Below are 17,494 nucleotides of genomic sequence, written 5' to 3' on the forward strand. Positions count from 1 at the left end.
TGTATTACTTACGTAATACATTAGTATTAACTTTGTAATATCAGGGGTTGATCTTTATACAATCAATCTCTATTATAGTTGCAGGGTATCGCAAGTACCCTGCATCAATAGGACTACTTTAGCTTACAGATTGCGGCGGATACCAGGCATGGCAAAGCAATGCAGAATAGACCTGCAAGCCAGGCAGCTGGCCCCGCCGCAAACCCAATAGCCGACAATACTGCTGTCACTTTAGCGAATAAAGCGGCATGTATAGTTTGCTCAACCAGACCCGCAAGCACGCCCACGGAGATACTTTTTTTACTCAGGATTGAAGATCCGCACCAACTTGTAATCATACAGGCAAGTGCAATGCAAAATGCACCAGCTGACCAGGTTGCAAGCCCAGTGCCAAATCCAATAGCCTGAAGCACCCCAATAGCCCAGGTTACGAGTTTCTGATGGATAGATTGCTCTACCAGACCAACAAGCGATCCGATACAGATTTCTTGTTTATTGAGGCCAAATAACCCACGGCGTTTCTTACGGGGGCGTTCTGGATTTCCATAATGCGTGACGTCCGGACCAGAGATGATTAGAGCTTGAAAATACGTTTTTGTAGACATAGTAGTCTCCTTGGTTAGTTATTGAGTTATTTCTCCGAGTTACAGCATTCAAAGTTTTCATTTAGAAACCTTTCAGATTGTTAAAAAATGGTTGGCAGTAATAGCCACGTGATACTTCTTCATTAGTTGTCAGTTCATTTCAGTTCCTTATTCGCGAAGCGCGAAAGCTGTTTTTTGGGTATACGAATCCATCTCCGCAGTAGCGGAATAAAGAATCGCGTCATTTGCTTCGGGCACAAAAAAAGCAGGCCCGGGCGCACCGGTGCCTGCTGTCTTGGCTGAGCCAACAGAACAGGGAACCGGATAGTATTATTCGAATCTGGGTTGCCCTGGCCTCTGTCGGCCACATGACAGTATTCTCTGTCATGTTCAGAATAAGCTTATCTTACCCTAAAATAAGCGTGTTTGTCAATAGTCAACATATATTTTTAGTTATTTTCTTCCTGCTTCGCCATTTTCGCTATTGCGTCAACGATTATCACGTGCTAAGCGCAATCTCCCTATAACTCTTACGATGAGAATTTCCCCTTGCAGCTGCGTTGCCTGGCACAATGGGTCAGGCCTGTTCTTCTGTTACCATTTCCGGCGAAAACCAGAGTAATGGAGTAAACCAGGTCAGCGGTGCAGATAATATTTAACTTAAGTGCAGATATCGCAATATGCCGGAACCAGCACGTAATGCACCCGGCTGCGGTCTGATTTTCACCATCAGGCGAAATAAGACGGCAACAGAATCACTGTTGAGTGGGGTGTGCATCATTTTTTATTATAATGCCAGAAGGCCTGATGGAAGTCAAAATATATTTGATCGGAGGATTGACGCGTGTGCGGAAATAGTATCTAAAAGAATATCTGAAAAAGTTTCTCTTATTTAATTAATGTCTGGTACTTAGACATTCGTTACGTTGAGTTTTTTTGTTGTACTTATTACATAAAATATATGTATATAAGTATGACGAACTAATATCGTACTGAGGACTATCTTGCAGATAAGTATGTTGTCCGGTTAAACAACATTCCTTCAGGTTTCCTTAGTCAGGATAGTTCTTCAGCTTCTGAACTATCCTGACTTACAGAGTACTGCTACCGCAACCCAGTGGCAGGTAAGTAATGCCGGCTTCCTTACTGGTTTCCGAACTTGCGATGTAGTCGTCTGGTGAGAACGTCAATCGACTCCTTACGCCCGGAAAAGAGGTCATTCACGACATACTCCATAATCTCGAATGCCGCTTCGATATCGCCGGTTGTCACTTCATCATAGGTATGGCTGCCGGCGTTACCCAGGAATTTAATGGCCATCAGCGTGTCCTTGTAGGGAGTATATTGCCCGTCAAGCAGTTCGATACGTTGATGAAGATTAATGCGTTTATTTTTATCGTTATGCTCAGGAACACCAATTGCCGTCAGCATTCTCTCAACCGAGATCCTGATTAAGTTGGCCGCAGACCCTGGCTGGCTGAGATAGACAGAAAAAGAAGCTGTAATAGGCCCGGTAATCTCCGCCGGACATTTTCCGGGAAGTGCAAATGGGTGCAACGTCGGAACAAAGCTCATTGGTTTATACCAGGGAACATAATCACGATTTCGCATTTCATCGTCCCATTCTTCCTCCCAGCCTCCCTTACCAATACAGACAACCACTTCATCGCAGTTTGCCCGGGAACAGTGCGCCATGCAGCTGAATACCGTCTCATCCATATAAGGTTCAAACCATTCCTCATTCTGAGCTCGCCTGCTTTCCAGCAGTGACTTCATGTAGAAACTCTCGTTGTCAATGAGCAACGTTTTCTGGCCACATGCAGGGCATGGCCATTCCACGTTCAGGCTCCCGAAAAATCTAGCCGAAATTTTATGAACAGACATTTAATTGGACTCCGAGGGTAATAATGATGAGATTTGAATCAGATCTTCAAATTCAGTGATAACTCGCTTTCAACATAATCCATAAACCCTTCAGGAAAAAGAGTCACGCCCCTCGATTATCGACATGTCGGATAAATGGTTTTCGACTCTTCTCCATTTCCTGCCCTTTCCGTTTTCCGCTAAAGTCGGCACGCCCGAGCCGAGCTAGCATACGAGACTTTAACGAGATTTTTTTGAGTGAAAAGAGCATTATTGTTATGACAGCCGGTGTCATTTTTCGTATGATGACTTTGTCATCACCTCGGGCGTTCCCCTCTGGATCATTACCAGCCTGTAATGGGTACAGGGACTTCCGGCAGTAGCCGGTTTGTAGAAGGAAAGCCTCATGAAACCGAAAGTTGTTCCGGTCACCCGGTATACACGTTTTCGTTTCGGGCGCGTAGAACATGTGCGTAAGCACATGCGCTCGCTCCCGAATCGTTAAGTGAATGGTGCCCGCAGGTGATGATGCTCCGCTCCAAAGCCGAAACTAAATAGCTTCCTCTTGCTTTTCATCCATCATTGAGCAGTAATGTCTCAGTTCGTCCATTTCTTCAAAAATCTTTCTGAAAAGCCTGAAATATTCGCTTTTATCCATAATGCCTGTAGAAAGAATATTTCTGCCATCTGAATGAGAATGTCTGTTTATGGCCCGATAGAATGAATCATAACGGCCTTCGGCGTGGTCAGAAGCCAGAGCTGCAAGCGTTTTTTCCAGTTTCTCCTCTTTGCAGGCAAAGCTGAAATAGTATTCAAGAATATTCCTCATCGTATTAGGCAGCACAATAAGCTGACTCTTGTTGTCCCGCACGTCCTTGAGTGTCTGCCACAGAGCCTGATACTCGTTAAGCATTTCGTGCATGGATAAAGGGATACAGTCGCTGTGATCATTCTTGACAATACGCAGCAGTGACCAGCCTTTAGGGGCATCGAGTTTACTCTCCAGCCTCCTCACGGACGTCAGCAAAATTTCCTGGAAAAAAAACAGGTTGTGAGTGAGGATTACCAGATGGCGGGCTGTCTCAGGTTTAATAATTTTTCGTTTTATCAGCGAGGCTACTTCATAAATGTAATTATGTGAGAGGCTGGATATCGGATCATCAATTACTATTATCTTCCGGCCATCGTGGACGGCATAGGGCGTAACATTGCCGGTGCAGGATTCGATAAAATAGAGCAGCGCAATAAGAGTTTTTTCACCCTCACTCAGCGTTCTGAATACTTCTCTTTCCCCTGGGTCGCTTGCACGCCTAAGCCGGTAAAGCTTCATCTCCTCGTCATGGCAGCATATGTGGAAGTCAGTTACGCCCAACGCTTTGAGATTATTATTGATGGAGTCGATGGTAGGTTGAATGACTGAAAGTTGCCCTACAAGCCGAGACGTTTGCTCCCCGAGCTGCCTTCTTTCAGTCAAAAGAGCTGAGGCCTGTTGCTCGGCTTTTGTTTTCTGAGCCCTGACCTCATGAAGTTCAGCCGTCAGTGCCACAAGATACTCGTCGCAAATCTGGCGCAGATACGTGTCGACATCAGCCTTTAATCTCGCCATTTCTGCATCGTAGTTATCGGCCAGCTGGTTGTTCGCAGAAACGGTATTATTTATCTTTTCTATATTGCTGATGAGGGTATTGCGCGCTTCAGAAATATCAGCCATATCGTACATCTCAGAAGGTCTCTCGAGTTTGTTGAGGATGGTCTGATAGTTTGTCTGACTTATCTGAATAAGTAACTTGAGTGAGCTGAAAACCTCATCACCTTCGCTTACAGCGGGATGTCTGAAAACTCTCTCGGACAGGTCATTGAGATAGTCAATATTGTCCGCTAATTCTTCTGCCGCCTTGTGTATTACATCGATCGCGTCGGTGTAGCTTTTGTCATACATCCTCGCCATTTCTTCGGCAAAATGGGCCGTATCAAACGTGTTCTGACAGAAAGGGCAGACATCGTCACGAATAAAGCTCCTCCCCTCTCTGACCCAGTCGGCATTTCCCAGATTCGCAATGAATTCGGCAAATTGTGTCCCTGACGCGGGCTGAAGCGGTGAATAAATTAGCCGGATCACATCAGGGTTGAGCTCTGGCGGGAGGCTAAAGCTGATATAGGGGTCTGAGGTCCAACCATGCGAAAAACCACGTTAAGAAAGCAACCTTCTGAAAAGGCGACGTTTATCAGTTTTTTTTCCGGCCATAAAGGGGGCGGAAATTATTCCCTGCACGGGTATTCGCAAGGATTTCGGTAGTGCTCTGGCTCTGCCCCCCATAACCTGGCGGACAGAGCATGATTGGGAAAGCGGTACCCTCACGGCAGAAACGATTGACGCAGGCTATATTTCTATTATTCTGGAAATATAGATAAAGGAGGTATTATGGATTTAAACACTGCTGCAAACGCACTTCGAGAACTGGGCCACCCGACACGTCTCAGCATATACCGGGAGCTGGTCAGGGCGGGTCATGAAGGCCTGCCGGTTGGCGAACTGCAGAAGCACCTTGAGATTCCTGCCTCCACGCTCAGCCATCATCTTTCAGCGCTGATATCCGCTGGACTCATAAGCCAGGAACGGCAGAGTCGTACCCTGTTCTGCAGGCCCTGCTATGCGCAGCTTGAGCAATTGATGGCCTTTCTGACAGAAGAATGCTGCGCAGGCGGCAGCTGCAGTCTGTCACCCGCAAAGACTCCCGAAGAGACCCCATTGTGAACAACCTGACTGATGCCCTGAAAAATATCGATCCGGCCCTCCTGGACGCGCCGCTGACGGAAGATAAGCTGAAGGCCAGAGAGATAACGCATCCGCCCCGCATCCTGATGCTCTACGGCTCGCTGCGGGCGCGCTCTTACAGCCGGCTGACAACGGAAGAAGGTGCCCGGCTGCTGACGGCCATGGGCGCGGAGGTGAAAATTTTCAACCCGTCCGGCCTGCCACTGCCCGATGATGCGCCGGAGACGCACCCGAAAGTGGCTGAGCTGCGGGAGCTGGTTCTCTGGTCGGAAGGCATGGTCTGGTGCTCTCCGGAGCGTCACGGGGCCATGACCGGCATCATGAAGGCCCAGATTGACTGGATACCGCTGACGTCAGGCGCGGTCCGCCCGTCACAGGGAAAAACCCTGGCCGTCATGCAGGTCAGCGGCGGCTCACAGTCGTTCAACGCTGTAAATCAGATGCGTATTCTTGGACGCTGGATGCGGATGATCACCATCCCGAATCAGTCATCCGTGGCAAAAGCCTGGGCCGAGTTTGATGAGGATGGCCGCATGAAGCCTTCTTCGTATTATGACCGCATAGTGGACGTCATGGAGGAACTGATGAAGTTCACCCTGCTGACGCGCGGTCGCAGTGATTATCTCACCGACCGCTACAGCGAAAGGAAAGAGAGTGCCGCGCAGCTTTCTGAGCGGGTCAACCAGCGCAGCATATAAAAAAGCCGGCAGATGCCGGCTTTTTCCACACTGTTATGCCCGCAGCCTGGTAAAAAATCAGTGGCTGACGCGGTTCCCGTGCTCATCAATGACGGCTTCGCCGTCCTCTTTGGTAAACGCGCCCTGCTGCGGGTCCGGCAGTATGTCCAGAACCACTTCGGAGGGACGGCACAGCTTCGTGCCGAGCGGTGTCACTACCACCGGGCGATTAATGAGGATCGGATGAGCCAGCATGGCATCGAGCAGTTCGTCATTGCTGAAGCGGTCTTCTGCCAGGCCGAGCTGTTCGTACGGTTCGGTATTTTTGCGCAGCAGGTCGCGCACGCCGATGCCCATATCCGCAATCAGCTTCTTCAGCTCATCGCGTGACGGCGGCGTTTCCAGATACAGAATAACCGTGGGTTCGGCGCCGCTGTTACGGATAAGCGCCAGGGTATTGCGGGATGTCCCGCAGGCCGGGTTGTGGTAAATGGTAATGTCAGTCATAAGCGGTACTCCGTAAAGGGGCTGCACGGGCGCAGCCCCGGGGTTAAAGTTAAACAGACAGGCGCAGGGCCAGCGCGGCCAGCGTGACAAAAAGCACCGGCAGGGTCATCACGATGCCCACGCGGAAGTAATAGCCCCAGCTGATGGTGATGTTTTTCTGTGCCAGCACGTGCAGCCACAGCAGGGTTGCGAGGCTGCCGATAGGGGTTATTTTCGGGCCGAGGTCACAGCCGATGACGTTGGCGTAAATCATCGCCTGCTTCACCACGCCCTGTGCGCTACTACCGTCAATCGACAACGCGCCAACCAGCACGGTGGGCATGTTGTTCATGACGGACGAGAGTGCCGCCGTCAGGAAGCCGGTGCCGAGCGTTGCGCCCCATACGCCGTGCTCTGCAAACCGGTTCAGGGCGGCGGAAAGGTAATCAGTCAGTCCGGCGTTACGCAGTCCGTATACCACCAGATACATGCCCAGCGAAAAGATAACGATCTGCCAGGGCGCGCCTTTCAGCACCCTGCCGGCGTCAATCACGTGTCCTTTGCGGGCAACCAGCCAGAGAATAAACGCCGCCACCGCCGCCACCAGGCTGACCGGCACGCCGAGCGGCTCCAGAGCAAAAAAGCCAACCAGCAGAAGAACCAAAACCACCCAGCCAGCCTTAAAGGTTCGTGCATCCCGGATGGCTTCCCGCGGTGCCTTCAGCTTCGCCAGGTCATAGGTGACCGGGATGTCCCTGCGGAAAAAGAGATGAAGCATCACCAGCGTGGCCGCAATGGAGGCAATGTTCACCGGCACCATGACGGATGCGTACTCGCTGAAGCCCAGCGTAAAGAAGTCAGCCGTTACGATGTTCACCAGGTTCGATACGATGAGCGGCAGGCTGGAGGTGTCAGCGATAAAGCCCGCTGCCATCACAAACGCCAGCGTGGAGCCGGGAGTGAATCCCAGCGCCAGCAGCATGGCAATAACGATCGGCGTCAGAATTAGCGCGGCTCCGTCATTGGCAAACAGCGCCGCCACTGCGGCACCCAGCAGAACGATATACGTGAACAGCAGCCGGCCCCTGCCGCCTCCCCAGCGGGAAACGTGCAGCGCGGCCCACTCAAAAAAGCCGGACTCATCGAGCAGCAGGCTGATAATGATGACCGCAATGAACGTGCCCGTGGCGTTCCAGACAATCTGCCAGACCACCGGAATATCACCGATGTGCACCACGCCGGTCAGCAGCGCCAGCGCCGCACCGATGACGGCACTCCAGCCAATGCTCAGCCCCTTCGGCTGCCAGATGACCAGTACCAGCGTCAGGATGAAAATCGCACCTGCCAGAAACATACCCGCTCCTATTGAATACAAATGCCTGTTAAACCGGACTGATAAATTTTCGATGCGTAATATATTCGATAATCCAGATATATACCGGTAAATTTTTAAATGCAGACAGGCTTGCCGTTGGTGGTGGCGTTATCGCGTTCAGCCTGCCGGCTGAGCTGGCGGATATCATCCCGCTGGCAGAGATAAGCCTGTTCGATAACCGCCGCTGCCCACGCCGGCATATGAGGCGACAGACGATAGTGGATCCATTTTCCGTCCCGCCGGTCGGTAAGCAGCCCGTTTTCTCTCAGCAGAGCCAGATGCCGTGAGATTTTGGGCTGAGTTTCTTTCAGCACGGACGTAAGTTCACAGACGCAGAGCTCCCCTTTTTCGCGTAGCAGCAGCACGAGGCTGAGTCGGGTTTCGTCGGAAAGGCTTTTAAAAAGCTGCAGGGGGGACACGGGTGGCATGGTGACTCCTTATTGTGACTGACCTGAGTGTACCTGTGAAACTTTCTCCGTCAAATTTATATTCACTTAATCATATGTATGTGCGAACGCCGGACGAGCCTGAGCATGCAGAAGGACTTTCCGTCCGGATGCGCCTGACCGGCATTCCATGAACAGCGTTTTTGCCCTGCGCGTTGACCCCGTTAACAATTCGTGTAGAGTAAAAAGCGCTTTTTGCCGTGGTTCATCTGCCCGGCGGGCATTTGTGGCCGGTACTGAACGTCTGTTCATCCGGTCTTTCTGATTACCCGCGCTGCTCTGTCAGCCGTGAAGGAGTGATAAACACCACCATGCGTCTTACGCCACCCTGAGTCGTACCCCTCCTCTGTCGCACTGAATAAACTTCGGCGCGCACTCAAAAACATCCCGTCTGCGGATGTGCTTTTTCGTACGTAAAATTTTTGCCCTCACGGGCTGACCGTAATCAAAAACTGAGAAATGACTATGCTGCTGTCCTCGACGCGTAAGGACTGGCTGGGTAACGTCCGTGGTGACGTCCTTGCCGGTATTGTGGTCGCGCTCGCGCTTATTCCCGAAGCGATCGCCTTTTCCATCATCGCCGGAGTCGACCCGCAGGTCGGGCTCTACTCTGCGTTCTGTATTCCCCTGGTTATGGCCTTCCTCGGCGGCCGTCCGGCAATGATATCGTCCGCCACCGGTGCGATGGCGCTGCTGCTGATCACGCTTGTAAAAGACCACGGCCTGCAGTATCTGCTGGCGGCCTCGGCGCTGACCGGCGTACTGCAGCTGGCGGCCGGCTACCTGAAGCTGGGCAGCCTGATGCGCTACGTCTCCCGCTCGGTGGTCACCGGTTTCGTGAACGCGCTGGCCATCCTGATATTTATGGCGCAGCTGCCGGAGCTGACCAACGTCACCTGGCACGTTTATGCCCTGACCGCTGCGGGCCTGGGCATCATTTATCTCTTCCCGTATCTGAACAAAACCATTCCCTCGCCGCTGGTCTGCATCATCGTGCTGACCGCCATTTCCATGTGGCTGCACCTGGACGTGCGCACCGTGGGTGACATGGGCAAACTGCCGGACAGCCTGCCGGTGTTTCTGATCCCGGATATCCCGCTTAACCTCGACACGCTGATGATTATTCTGCCGTACTCGGCAGGACTTGCCGTGGTGGGGCTGCTGGAGTCGATGATGACCGCCACCATCGTGGACGACATGACCGACACGCCGAGCGATAAAAACCGCGAGTGCAAGGCGCAGGGCGTGGCCAACATCTGCACCTCCTTTATCGGCGGCATGGCGGGCTGCGCGATGATTGGCCAGTCGGTGATCAACGTCAAATCGGGCGGGCGCGGGCGGCTTTCCACGCTCACCGCCGGCGTGGTGCTGCTGCTGATGGTGGTGTTCCTGCGCGACTGGGTGTCCCGGATACCCATGGCGGCTCTGGTGGCGGTGATGATCATGGTCTCCATCGGCACCTTCTCCTGGCGCTCCATCAGCAACCTGCGCAGCCATCCGCTGTCAACCAGCGTGGTGATGCTGGCCACCGTGGTGGTGGTGGTGGCGACCGATAACCTGGCGTTTGGCGTGCTCACCGGCGTGCTGATTGCCTCGCTGAACTTCGCCACCAAGGTCGCCCGCTTTATGGCGGTCTCCTCTGAGCTGAAGGACGACACCCGCACCTATACCGTAGCCGGCCAGGTATTCTTTGCCTCATCCGATCGCTTTATGAGCCACTTCGACTTCCGTGAAGCGGTGGAGCGCGTGGTGATTGACGTAACGCACGCCCACTTCTGGGATATCACCTCCGTGAGCGCGCTGGACCGGGTGGTTATCAAGTTCCGTCGCGAAGGCACGGAAGTGGAGATCAAGGGTATGAATGACGCGACCCGCACCCTCGTTGACCGCTTCGGAGTGCATGACAAGCCTGAAGAAGTGGAAAAGCTGATGGGTGGCCATTAATTTACTGGAGAAAGCATCATGAATAACACCGTTATTGCCTGCGTTGACGGCTCGCCGTCAACCCGGCCGGTCTGTGAGTATGCTGCCTGGGCAGCCGGTAAACTTGGCGCGCCGCTGGCGCTGCTGCACGTGCTCGAAAAGAGTGAGACTCCCGCCGTGTCTGACCTGACCGGGAGCATTGGTATTGACAGCCGGGAGCAGCTGACCGAAGCGCTGGTCCGCGTCGAGGGTGAGCGCAGCCGGCTGCTGATGGCGCAGGGCAAGGCCGTGCTGGCCGGCTGTGCGGAGCTCCTGAAGCAGACCGGACAGCCGGACGCACAGCTGCTGCAAAAGCACGGCGCACTGGACGAAATCCTGGCGGAGCTGGGCGAAGTCCGGCTGATGGTGCTGGGGCGCCGCGGGACGCAGAATCAGGTAGGCAGCCATCTGGAAAGCGTCATTCGCCTGCAGAAAAACCCGGTGCTGATTGTGCCGGAGACGTTTACGCCGCCGGCGCGGGTGATGTTTGCGTACGACGGCAGCAGTGAGAGCCGTAAAAACCTGACGCGCCTGACGGTCAGCCCGCTGCTGCACGGCCTGAGCTGTCATATCGTGATGGTCAACGGTGACATGTCAGCCCTGCAGGATGCGCAGGCTGTTCTTCAGGAAGCCGGTATCACGACCGAGACACGCCTGCTGGAAGACGAGTCCGTAACCGGGGCGCTGTGCCGCTACGCGGACGCCCATGATATCGACCTCACGGTAATGGGGGCCTGCGGGCACTCCCGGTTACGGCGATTCTTTATTGGCAGCCACACCACGGAAATGCTGTCTGAAAGCCGTCAGCCCCTGCTGATGCTGCGATGAAACAGGCGGGCCTGATATCAGGCCCGCCTTCACAGGGGAAAGAGGATGACGGGTATGAAGGTAAAGGCGCGTTATTGCGGCGCATCCGTCCTGATACCGGTGGCCAGCAGGCTGGCGCCAAGAATGTAGACCAGGCAGAACAGGGCCTGAAGATGCAGGGTGACATGGTTATCTATCAGCACGCCCATGATTACCGGGGATGCCCCGCTGGCAATCACCGTCCCTGCCTCAACCGCCGAGCGCACCCTGGCCAGCTGCGCCGGACCAAACAGCTGTACCCAGAGCGCGGTGGCAAGCGTTGAGGCAATGGCCGACGATACGCCGGTCATAATCAGGTAAAAAGGCGTCACCCACTGACCGTTGCTGAGCCATAGCGCCAGCATGGCCAGGGCCTGTGGCATCAGAAACCACGGCAGCAGCCTGCGTGGTGAGAGCCGGTCAATCAGCGGGCCAAACGACAGCAGCGATACCGCCTGGGTAATGGCATAGGCAATAAACCATACCGCCACCCACGACAGCTCCCAGCCTTTCTCCTGTGCCAGCCTCGCCTGGTGGAAGAAGAAGCCGGTGGTGATAAAGGGGGAGGCCAGCACGACAGGCAGCGCCAGCAGCAGGTTGCGGTTTCGCCATACCGGCGCCTCTTTTTCTTTCTCCTCACCCCGCTTTCTGAACGTACGCAGCGGCTTCTCTTTCCCGCGGGGCAAAAACATCAGCGCGACCCCCACGCCGGCAACAAGCATTCCGGCATTGATGCCCCAGGCAGCGCGCCATCCCGTCAGCGCGCTTATCTGCACCGCAATCACAGGAAAAACGGCCTGCGCCAGCGAGAGCCCCAGCGCGATGGCGCCGAGCGCCTTGCCTGCATCAAGGGGGAACTGGCGCGCCGTTGCGGTCAGCGCAGTATGCACCATCAGTCCCTGGCCGCCGAGGCGCAGAAAGTAAAACCCGATGCACAGCATCCACGCCGCCTGTGCGCCGGAAACCAGCAGGCAGGCCGTGAGCAGCAAAAGGGTGACCGCCAGCGTGAAGCGGCGGGTCGTGGTGTAGTCAATCAGCCGTCCGGCCCAGGTCAGCGTGATGGCGCTCATCACCGTTCCGATTGCGTACAGGCCGCCCAGTCCGCCGTCGGTGAGCCCAAAGGCCTCACGAAAATCCTGCCCGTAAAGTGAGACAAAATAGGTCTGTCCAAAGCTGGACATGGCCATCAGCATCGCACCGAACGTAAGGTGAGAGGCGTGATGAAACATAAACCGAAAAAGCTGACGCATGAATATCCCTGAAGGCGGGCTGCAGCCCGCCGATTAATCACGACGTGTCCGTACCGGCTGCTGCGGACACGGCGCCTGCGTCCCTGAAGCAGGTACACGCGGGTTCACCGTGAAAGGTGGCAGTCCCGTAACGGATATGAGAGAACGGTACCCGGCGCGGACTGGCTGTCGCGGCAGGCTCTCTGATAAAGGACGGGCGAAGAGAAACTCAGGGTGGCGTAATGTGCATGACTCACAGTCAGATATAAAATGCTGCCGAAACGATAATTTTTAATGCTCTTCAGGTCAAGCCTGAAAACGGGCTCCTCATGCCCGCCGCAGGGGGAGTCGCACAAAAACAGTGGATAGCCGCTTGATTAACGCCCGTGACCGGGCCAGAATTGCGGCGAGGTGATGGCGTTCCACCTTACCCAACCGCTTCCCCTGAGAAGCTGATGACGCCTGATATTACTCCCCTTTAACCGGGAGTATGTCAGGCCGCCCCGTATCATCAGCCTGCATACTCCCTCTGACACAGAGGTAAACCCCGTGAAATCTTATCTGGCCATTATCATTGGTGGATCCGCTGGCTGCCTGATCCGCTGGCTGCTTGGCGCACGCCTGAACAGCCTGTTTCCTGACCTGCCACCGGGCACGCTGGTAGTGAACCTTGCGGGCGGATTTATCATTGGTGCGTCGCTGGCCTGGTTCATGCGCCATCCTGACCTGGATCCGGCCTGGCGATTACTTGTTATCACCGGGCTGTGCGGTGGGCTGACCACGTTTTCCACGTTTTCCCTGGAAATATTCTCACAGCTGCAGTCCGGTAATTATTTCTGGGCGTTTACTTCACTGCTGGTACACGTAACCGGCTCCATTCTGATGACTGCCCTGGGTTTTTTTGTCGTCACATGGCTGCTGTGAGCGTGTGGCTGATGACGGATAAAAATGCCCCTGCCTGCGGCAGCTTTACAGGGCTTTACCTCTTCCGCCTGAAGCGGGCCGGACGTTATGATAAAATTAACGTCACGCTAATTCGTTAATTTATCAGCAATTAATTATCGTATTTTTTATATCTTCAGCGTAGCTCAGCCGGCTTATCCTCTGATAACCAGCGGTTGTATATCAGGGGAAGGCCTGTTTTTTTTGAATAAAGGGAGGGAGTGTGTCAGAAATCCCAGACAGAAATAAAAAGAGGATGTCAGAAGTGCCATCTGCATTTTTCAGCTCGCCCGCAGCCGGCGGCATCGTGCTCATCATCGCCTCAGCAGCCGCTATCATCGTGGCTAACTCTCCGCTCAGGGAGGGATATGAGGTATTCCTGAAATACAACGCCGCCGGCCTCTCCGTTGAGCACTGGATAAACGACGCCCTGATGGCCGTGTTCTTCATGATGGTCGGCCTGGAAATCAAGCGCGAGCTTCTCACCGGTCAGCTTGCCACCTGGGGCCAGCGCGCGCTGCCGGGATTTGCCGCGCTGGGCGGGATGGCCGTGCCTGCGGCCATTTACGTATGGTTTAATGCGGGCAGCGATGAAACCCTCGCTGGCTGGGCAATTCCTGCCGCCACGGACATTGCCTTTGCGCTCGGGGTACTGGCACTGCTGGGCAGTCGCGTACCTGCCTCGCTGAAAATTTTCCTGTCGGCGCTGGCTATTCTGGACGACATGGGCGCAGTGGCTATTATTGCGCTCTTCTATACCAGTAATATTTCGTTTCTGATGCTGGCCGGTGCGGCGGTCACGGTTGCTCTGCTGTTTATCATGAACCGTGCCGGGATTACCCGGCTGTTTCCCTATCTGCTGGCGGGGGGCGTGCTGTGGTTTTTCATGCTTCAGTCCGGGGTGCACGCCACCATCGCGGGTATCCTGCTGGCGCTCTTTATCCCGCTGCGGGTAACCGATCCGGATAAACAATCCCCTCTTGCCCGGCTGGAGCACGGCATCAATCCGTGGGTGACGTTTCTGATACTGCCGCTGTTTGGCTTCGCAAATGCGGGGGTCGCGCTCTCCGGTATGACGGCTGATGACCTGATGTCGCCGGTACCGGTCGGCGTTGCGCTGGGCCTGTTTGTTGGCAAGCAGGCGGGCATTTTCGGCCTGTCGCTGCTGGCCGTCAGCCTGGGCCTGGCAAAACGGCCTGAAAAAAGTACCTGGCTGCAGGTTTACGGCGTATCGGTCCTGTGCGGAATAGGGTTTACCATGAGCCTGTTTATCGGCAACCTGGCGTTTGCAGAAAGCCCCCTGTTGGTGGACGAGGTCAAGGTGGGGGTACTTGCCGGCTCTGTACTGGCAGCACTGGCGGGTATGCTGATACTGCGCTTTTCTCCTTCGCATCCTTCCCGGTAACGCATTCGGGTCCGGAAAATCCCCGTGATGACGGGGATTTTTATTTCCCTGCAAACTTATTAATCAACAGGGCCACCTTCATTACCGTCGGCATTTATTCAGGTGCTTATCATCACACTGGTGCCCGCATTTATAGTTTGCCGAAAAAATTCGCACCGTTAATCATGCAGGTACAAACAAAAAGCAGTCTTTTTGTCAATCATGGCAACTTTTCCTGGCCGCCCCCGGTTATGTCGGTTCTCTCGCCTGTTATTAATGTAGCGGGTAATGTCCCATTTCAAAAAGGGGAAAGGGAGAGGCATGCTGATGTCTAAAATCAGAATGCCCCCGGAGTTCTGTTTATGGATGAGAACCTACAGCTGCTTGTGTCCTGCCAGAATTTTCAGGCCAATGATACCCGCCAGAATCAGTCCGAAACAGGCAATGCGTAACAGGCCCTTATCTTCATTTAAGTAAATTATTCCGTACGCTGCTGTCCCTAAAGCACCAATCCCGACCCAGACCGCATAAGCGGTTCCTACAGGAATAGTCCGTGTTGCCAGGGACAAAAAGTACATGCTCACACCGATAAATGTCAGGCAAAAAATACTGGGGTAGATCCGGGTAAATCCCTCAGTCCGGAGCATTGACGCGGCATAAAAGACTTCGGCTATGCCGGCAATCACCAGATACATCCATCCATTCATAAAACTCCTTTAACGGCTCATCAAAACCAGCAATATTGTGGGCAATGTTAACTCTGTTTTTAAGCAGGGGATCATCAGCATCAACCGCGAAACCCTTTCCGGCACAGGAAAAAATCGCTGCCTGCGTCGGGTTAACTGCCTGGGCCCAGTTTTTTTAACCTGAAATAGGTGGCCCTGGATATGCCGGTTTTCTCCATCACCAGTTTAATGGGCGTTTCGTGCCGGATAAGCTCCAGTGCGGCGGCCGATTTGTGATGAGGTTTCCGTCCAAACCTGACGCCTGCCGCCATGGCGATGACCCGGCCTTCGTTTGTGCGCTCCAGGATCCGCTCCCGCTCAGCTTCAGCAACGGCAGCAAGGATCTGAATGACCATTTTACCCATCGTGCCTTCAGTACTCAGTCCATTCTCCAGAAACCGGATGGCTATTCCCTTTTTATAGCAGGCATCAACAATGTGGATCATATCCGCTGTGTTGCGGCCAAGCCGGTCCATTTTGGTACACATGATAATGTCATCTTTTTCGGCACGGGCAAGCAGCCGTTGTAACCCTTCACGTTCGTCCGTGGCGCCCGACATCATGTCAGTAAAAATCCGGTCATCTCTGACGCCTGAAGATTTCAGCTCCATGATCTGCGCCGTCAGTTTCTGATGGCTCGTTGATACCCTTGCATATCCCAGTAATGCCATATTGGTCTCACAAATCGATACTGATACTGCGTAGTATCATAAAGCATAAAACACGATTTTTGATACTCATGTAAGCACGCACTTTAAAAGGTCTCAAAACTTATAACATTTCGGACGGTTGCAAAAATGTTACTAAATGCCCGTCAGGCAGGGAGGCCGATATGCCCGTTGACTTTCTGACCACTGAGCAGACTGAAAGCTATGGCAGATTCACCGGTGAACCGGATGAGCTTCAGCTGGCACGATATTTTCATCTTGATGAAGCAGACAAGGAATTTATCGGAAAAAGCAGAGGTGATCACAACCGTCTGGGCATTGCCCTGCAAATTGGATGTGTCCGTTTTCTGGGCACCTTCCTCACCGATATGAATCATATTCCTTCCGGCGTCCGGCATTTTACCGCCAGACAGCTCGGGATTCGTGATATCACCGTTCTTGCAGAATACGGTCAGAGGGAAAATACCCGCCGTGAGCATGCAGCGCTGATACGTCAGCACTATCAGTATCGTGAATTTGCCTGGCCCTGGACATTTCGCCTTACCCGTCTTTTATATACCCGGAGCTGGATAAGCAACGAACGTCCTGGCCTGCTTTTCGATCTGGCGACAGGGTGGCTTATGCAACATCGTATTATTCTCCCCGGAGCCACTACGCTGACCCGGTTGATTTCAGAGGTAAGGGAAAAGGCGACGTTGCGCCTGTGGAACAAACTGGCACTGATACCGTCAGCCGAACAACGTTCACAGCTGGAGATGCTGCTGGGGCCAACTGATTGCAGCCGCCTGTCTTTACTGGAATCACTGAAAAAAGGCCCTGTGACCATCAGTGGTCCGGCGTTTAATGAAGCAATTGAACGCTGGAAAACTCTGAACGATTTTGGCTTGCATGCTGACAACCTGAGTACACTCCCGGCTGTGCGCCTGAAAAATCTCGCACGTTATGCTGGTATGACTTCGGTGTTCAATATTGCCAGGATGTCACCGCAGAAAAGGATGGCGGTTCTGGTTGCCTTTGTCCTTGCATGGGAAACGCTGGCGTTGGATGATGCACTGGACGTTCTGGACGCCATGCTGGCCGTTATCATCCGTGACGCCAGAAAGATTGGGCAGAAAAAACGGCTCCGCTCGCTGAAGGATCTGGATAAATCTGCATTGGCGCTCGCCAGCGCATGTTCGTACCTGCTGAAAGAAGAAACACCGGACGAATCGATTCGTGCTGAGGTGTTCAGCTACATCCCCAGGCAAAAGCTGGCTGAAATCATCACGCTTGTCCGTGAAATTTCCCGGCCCTCAGACGATAATTTTCATGAAGAAATGGTGGAGCAGTACGGGCGCGTTCGTCGTTTCCTGCCCCATCTGCTGAATACCGTTAAATTTTCATCCGCACCTGCCGGGGTTACCACTCTGAATGCCTGTGACTACCTCAGCCGGGAGTTCAGCTCACGGCGGCAGTTTTTTGACGACGCACCAACGGAAATTATCAGTCGGTCATGGAAACGGCTGGTGATTAACAAGGGGTCGTCTCAGAA

15 protein-coding genes, 1 pseudogene and 1 riboswitch are annotated in these 17,494 nt (G+C 53.6%); of the genes and pseudogenes, 7 read left to right on the forward strand and 9 right to left on the reverse strand.

Features of this window, described 5'->3' with window-relative positions; translation table 11 throughout:
- Window positions 1–113 precede the first annotated feature (113 nt).
- From L350_RS00180 to L350_RS00170, 3 genes are all read right to left on the reverse strand, one after another.
- Complete coding sequence (locus tag L350_RS00180) at window positions 114–605, reverse strand: hypothetical protein (protein ID WP_032627128.1); 492 nt, start codon at window positions 603–605, stop codon at window positions 114–116.
- A gap of 1,122 nt (window positions 606–1,727) precedes the next feature.
- Window positions 1,728–2,360: a DUF4145 domain-containing protein gene (locus L350_RS00175; protein ID WP_223862080.1), complete on the reverse strand. Its 633-nt coding sequence runs from the start codon at window positions 2,358–2,360 to the stop codon at window positions 1,728–1,730.
- A gap of 637 nt (window positions 2,361–2,997) precedes the next feature.
- Window positions 2,998–4,566 (reverse strand): AAA family ATPase, encoded by a 1,569-nt coding sequence (locus L350_RS00170; protein ID WP_240183892.1) that lies wholly within the window; start codon window positions 4,564–4,566, stop codon window positions 2,998–3,000.
- A gap of 303 nt (window positions 4,567–4,869) precedes the next feature.
- Here L350_RS00170 and L350_RS00165 point away from each other — a divergent pair, with 303 nt between their 5' ends.
- Together L350_RS00165 and arsH are read left to right on the forward strand one after the other, a co-directional pair.
- Window positions 4,870–5,202: an ArsR/SmtB family transcription factor gene (locus L350_RS00165; RefSeq protein WP_001549890.1), complete on the forward strand. Its 333-nt coding sequence runs from the start codon at window positions 4,870–4,872 to the stop codon at window positions 5,200–5,202.
- 5 nt (window positions 5,203–5,207) lie between these two features.
- A complete protein-coding gene (gene arsH, locus L350_RS00160) occupies window positions 5,208–5,921 on the forward strand; it encodes an arsenical resistance protein ArsH (RefSeq protein ID WP_025801347.1) in 714 nt (237 codons plus the stop codon).
- 57 nt (window positions 5,922–5,978) lie between these two features.
- On the opposite strand, the gene arsC is transcribed toward arsH, so the two are convergent.
- The 3 genes from arsC to L350_RS00145 form a co-directional block, all read right to left on the reverse strand.
- On the reverse strand, window positions 5,979–6,407 hold the full coding sequence (arsC, locus tag L350_RS00155; protein ID WP_001549888.1) for a glutaredoxin-dependent arsenate reductase: 429 nt from the start codon (window positions 6,405–6,407) through the stop codon (window positions 5,979–5,981).
- Between the two features lie 49 nt (window positions 6,408–6,456).
- A complete protein-coding gene (locus tag L350_RS00150; protein WP_001549887.1) occupies window positions 6,457–7,740 on the reverse strand; it encodes an arsenic transporter in 1,284 nt (427 codons plus the stop codon).
- 95 nt (window positions 7,741–7,835) lie between these two features.
- Window positions 7,836–8,189, reverse strand: a complete 354-nt coding sequence (locus L350_RS00145) for a metalloregulator ArsR/SmtB family transcription factor (RefSeq protein ID WP_001549886.1) — start codon at window positions 8,187–8,189, stop codon at window positions 7,836–7,838.
- Between the two features lie 483 nt (window positions 8,190–8,672).
- On the opposite strand from L350_RS00145, the gene L350_RS00140 reads away from it, so the two are divergent.
- Both L350_RS00140 and L350_RS00135 read left to right on the forward strand, forming a co-directional pair.
- The gene (locus L350_RS00140) at window positions 8,673–10,151 is read left to right on the forward strand and encodes a SulP family inorganic anion transporter (RefSeq protein ID WP_001549885.1); all 1,479 of its coding nucleotides are present in this window, start codon (window positions 8,673–8,675) and stop codon (window positions 10,149–10,151) included.
- A gap of 18 nt (window positions 10,152–10,169) precedes the next feature.
- Window positions 10,170–10,997, forward strand: a complete 828-nt coding sequence (locus tag L350_RS00135; RefSeq protein ID WP_004118529.1) for a universal stress protein — start codon at window positions 10,170–10,172, stop codon at window positions 10,995–10,997.
- A gap of 71 nt (window positions 10,998–11,068) precedes the next feature.
- Here the strand turns inward: L350_RS00135 and L350_RS00130 are convergent, their stop codons facing one another.
- Window positions 11,069–12,265, reverse strand: coding sequence for an MFS transporter (locus L350_RS00130; protein WP_001549953.1), 1,197 nt, complete (start codon window positions 12,263–12,265; stop codon window positions 11,069–11,071).
- 380 nt (window positions 12,266–12,645) lie between these two features.
- Window positions 12,646–12,716: riboswitch (Fluoride riboswitch) on the forward strand.
- A 77-nt stretch (window positions 12,717–12,793) separates the two neighbouring features.
- Here L350_RS00130 and crcB point away from each other — a divergent pair.
- Both crcB and nhaA read left to right on the forward strand, forming a co-directional pair.
- On the forward strand, window positions 12,794–13,168 hold the full coding sequence (gene crcB / locus L350_RS00125) for a fluoride efflux transporter CrcB (RefSeq protein WP_004118534.1): 375 nt from the start codon (window positions 12,794–12,796) through the stop codon (window positions 13,166–13,168).
- Between the two features lie 274 nt (window positions 13,169–13,442).
- Entirely contained in the window at window positions 13,443–14,591 is a 1,149-nt protein-coding gene (nhaA, locus tag L350_RS00120; protein WP_011977829.1) for a Na+/H+ antiporter NhaA, read from the forward strand.
- A 353-nt stretch (window positions 14,592–14,944) separates the two neighbouring features.
- On the opposite strand, the gene L350_RS00115 is transcribed toward nhaA, so the two are convergent.
- Both L350_RS00115 and L350_RS00110 read right to left on the reverse strand, forming a co-directional pair.
- Window positions 14,945–15,277, reverse strand: a complete 333-nt coding sequence (locus L350_RS00115) for a DMT family transporter (protein WP_004118538.1) — start codon at window positions 15,275–15,277, stop codon at window positions 14,945–14,947.
- Window positions 15,278–15,408: 131 nt separating this feature from the next.
- On the reverse strand, window positions 15,409–15,966 hold the full coding sequence (locus L350_RS00110) for a recombinase family protein (protein ID WP_004118540.1): 558 nt from the start codon (window positions 15,964–15,966) through the stop codon (window positions 15,409–15,411).
- A 161-nt stretch (window positions 15,967–16,127) separates the two neighbouring features.
- Here L350_RS00110 and L350_RS00105 point away from each other — a divergent pair.
- Window positions 16,128–17,480 (forward strand): annotated as a pseudogene (locus tag L350_RS00105) (Tn3-like element Tn3 family transposase); the annotation flags it as partial.
- Between the last annotated feature and the right edge of the window lie 14 nt (window positions 17,481–17,494).

The sequence above is a fragment of the Enterobacter sp. MGH 4 genome, assembly GCF_000534735.1.
In the GTDB taxonomy this organism is placed as follows: Bacteria; Pseudomonadota; Gammaproteobacteria; order Enterobacterales; family Enterobacteriaceae; genus Enterobacter; species Enterobacter intestinihominis.

What these genes read in the sequence shown, in the direction of transcription:
- L350_RS00180 (WP_032627128.1), bottom strand. Translation starts at nt 605, where the DNA reads ATGTCTACAAAAACGTATTTTCAAGCTCTAATCATCTCTGGTCCGGAC.
- L350_RS00175 (WP_223862080.1), bottom strand. Translation starts at nt 2,360, where the DNA reads ATGAAGTCACTGCTGGAAAGCAGGCGAGCTCAGAATGAGGAATGGTTT.
- L350_RS00165 (WP_001549890.1), top strand. Translation starts at nt 4,870, where the DNA reads ATGGATTTAAACACTGCTGCAAACGCACTTCGAGAACTGGGCCACCCG.
- arsC (WP_001549888.1), bottom strand. Translation starts at nt 6,407, where the DNA reads ATGACTGACATTACCATTTACCACAACCCGGCCTGCGGGACATCCCGC.
- L350_RS00150 (WP_001549887.1), bottom strand. Translation starts at nt 7,740, where the DNA reads ATGTTTCTGGCAGGTGCGATTTTCATCCTGACGCTGGTACTGGTCATC.
- L350_RS00145 (WP_001549886.1), bottom strand. Translation starts at nt 8,189, where the DNA reads ATGCCACCCGTGTCCCCCCTGCAGCTTTTTAAAAGCCTTTCCGACGAA.
- L350_RS00140 (WP_001549885.1), top strand. Translation starts at nt 8,673, where the DNA reads ATGCTGCTGTCCTCGACGCGTAAGGACTGGCTGGGTAACGTCCGTGGT.
- L350_RS00135 (WP_004118529.1), top strand. Translation starts at nt 10,170, where the DNA reads ATGAATAACACCGTTATTGCCTGCGTTGACGGCTCGCCGTCAACCCGG.
- L350_RS00130 (WP_001549953.1), bottom strand. Translation starts at nt 12,265, where the DNA reads ATGCGTCAGCTTTTTCGGTTTATGTTTCATCACGCCTCTCACCTTACG.
- nhaA (WP_011977829.1), top strand. Translation starts at nt 13,443, where the DNA reads ATGTCAGAAGTGCCATCTGCATTTTTCAGCTCGCCCGCAGCCGGCGGC.
- L350_RS00115 (WP_004118538.1), bottom strand. Translation starts at nt 15,277, where the DNA reads ATGAATGGATGGATGTATCTGGTGATTGCCGGCATAGCCGAAGTCTTT.
- L350_RS00110 (WP_004118540.1), bottom strand. Translation starts at nt 15,966, where the DNA reads ATGGCATTACTGGGATATGCAAGGGTATCAACGAGCCATCAGAAACTG.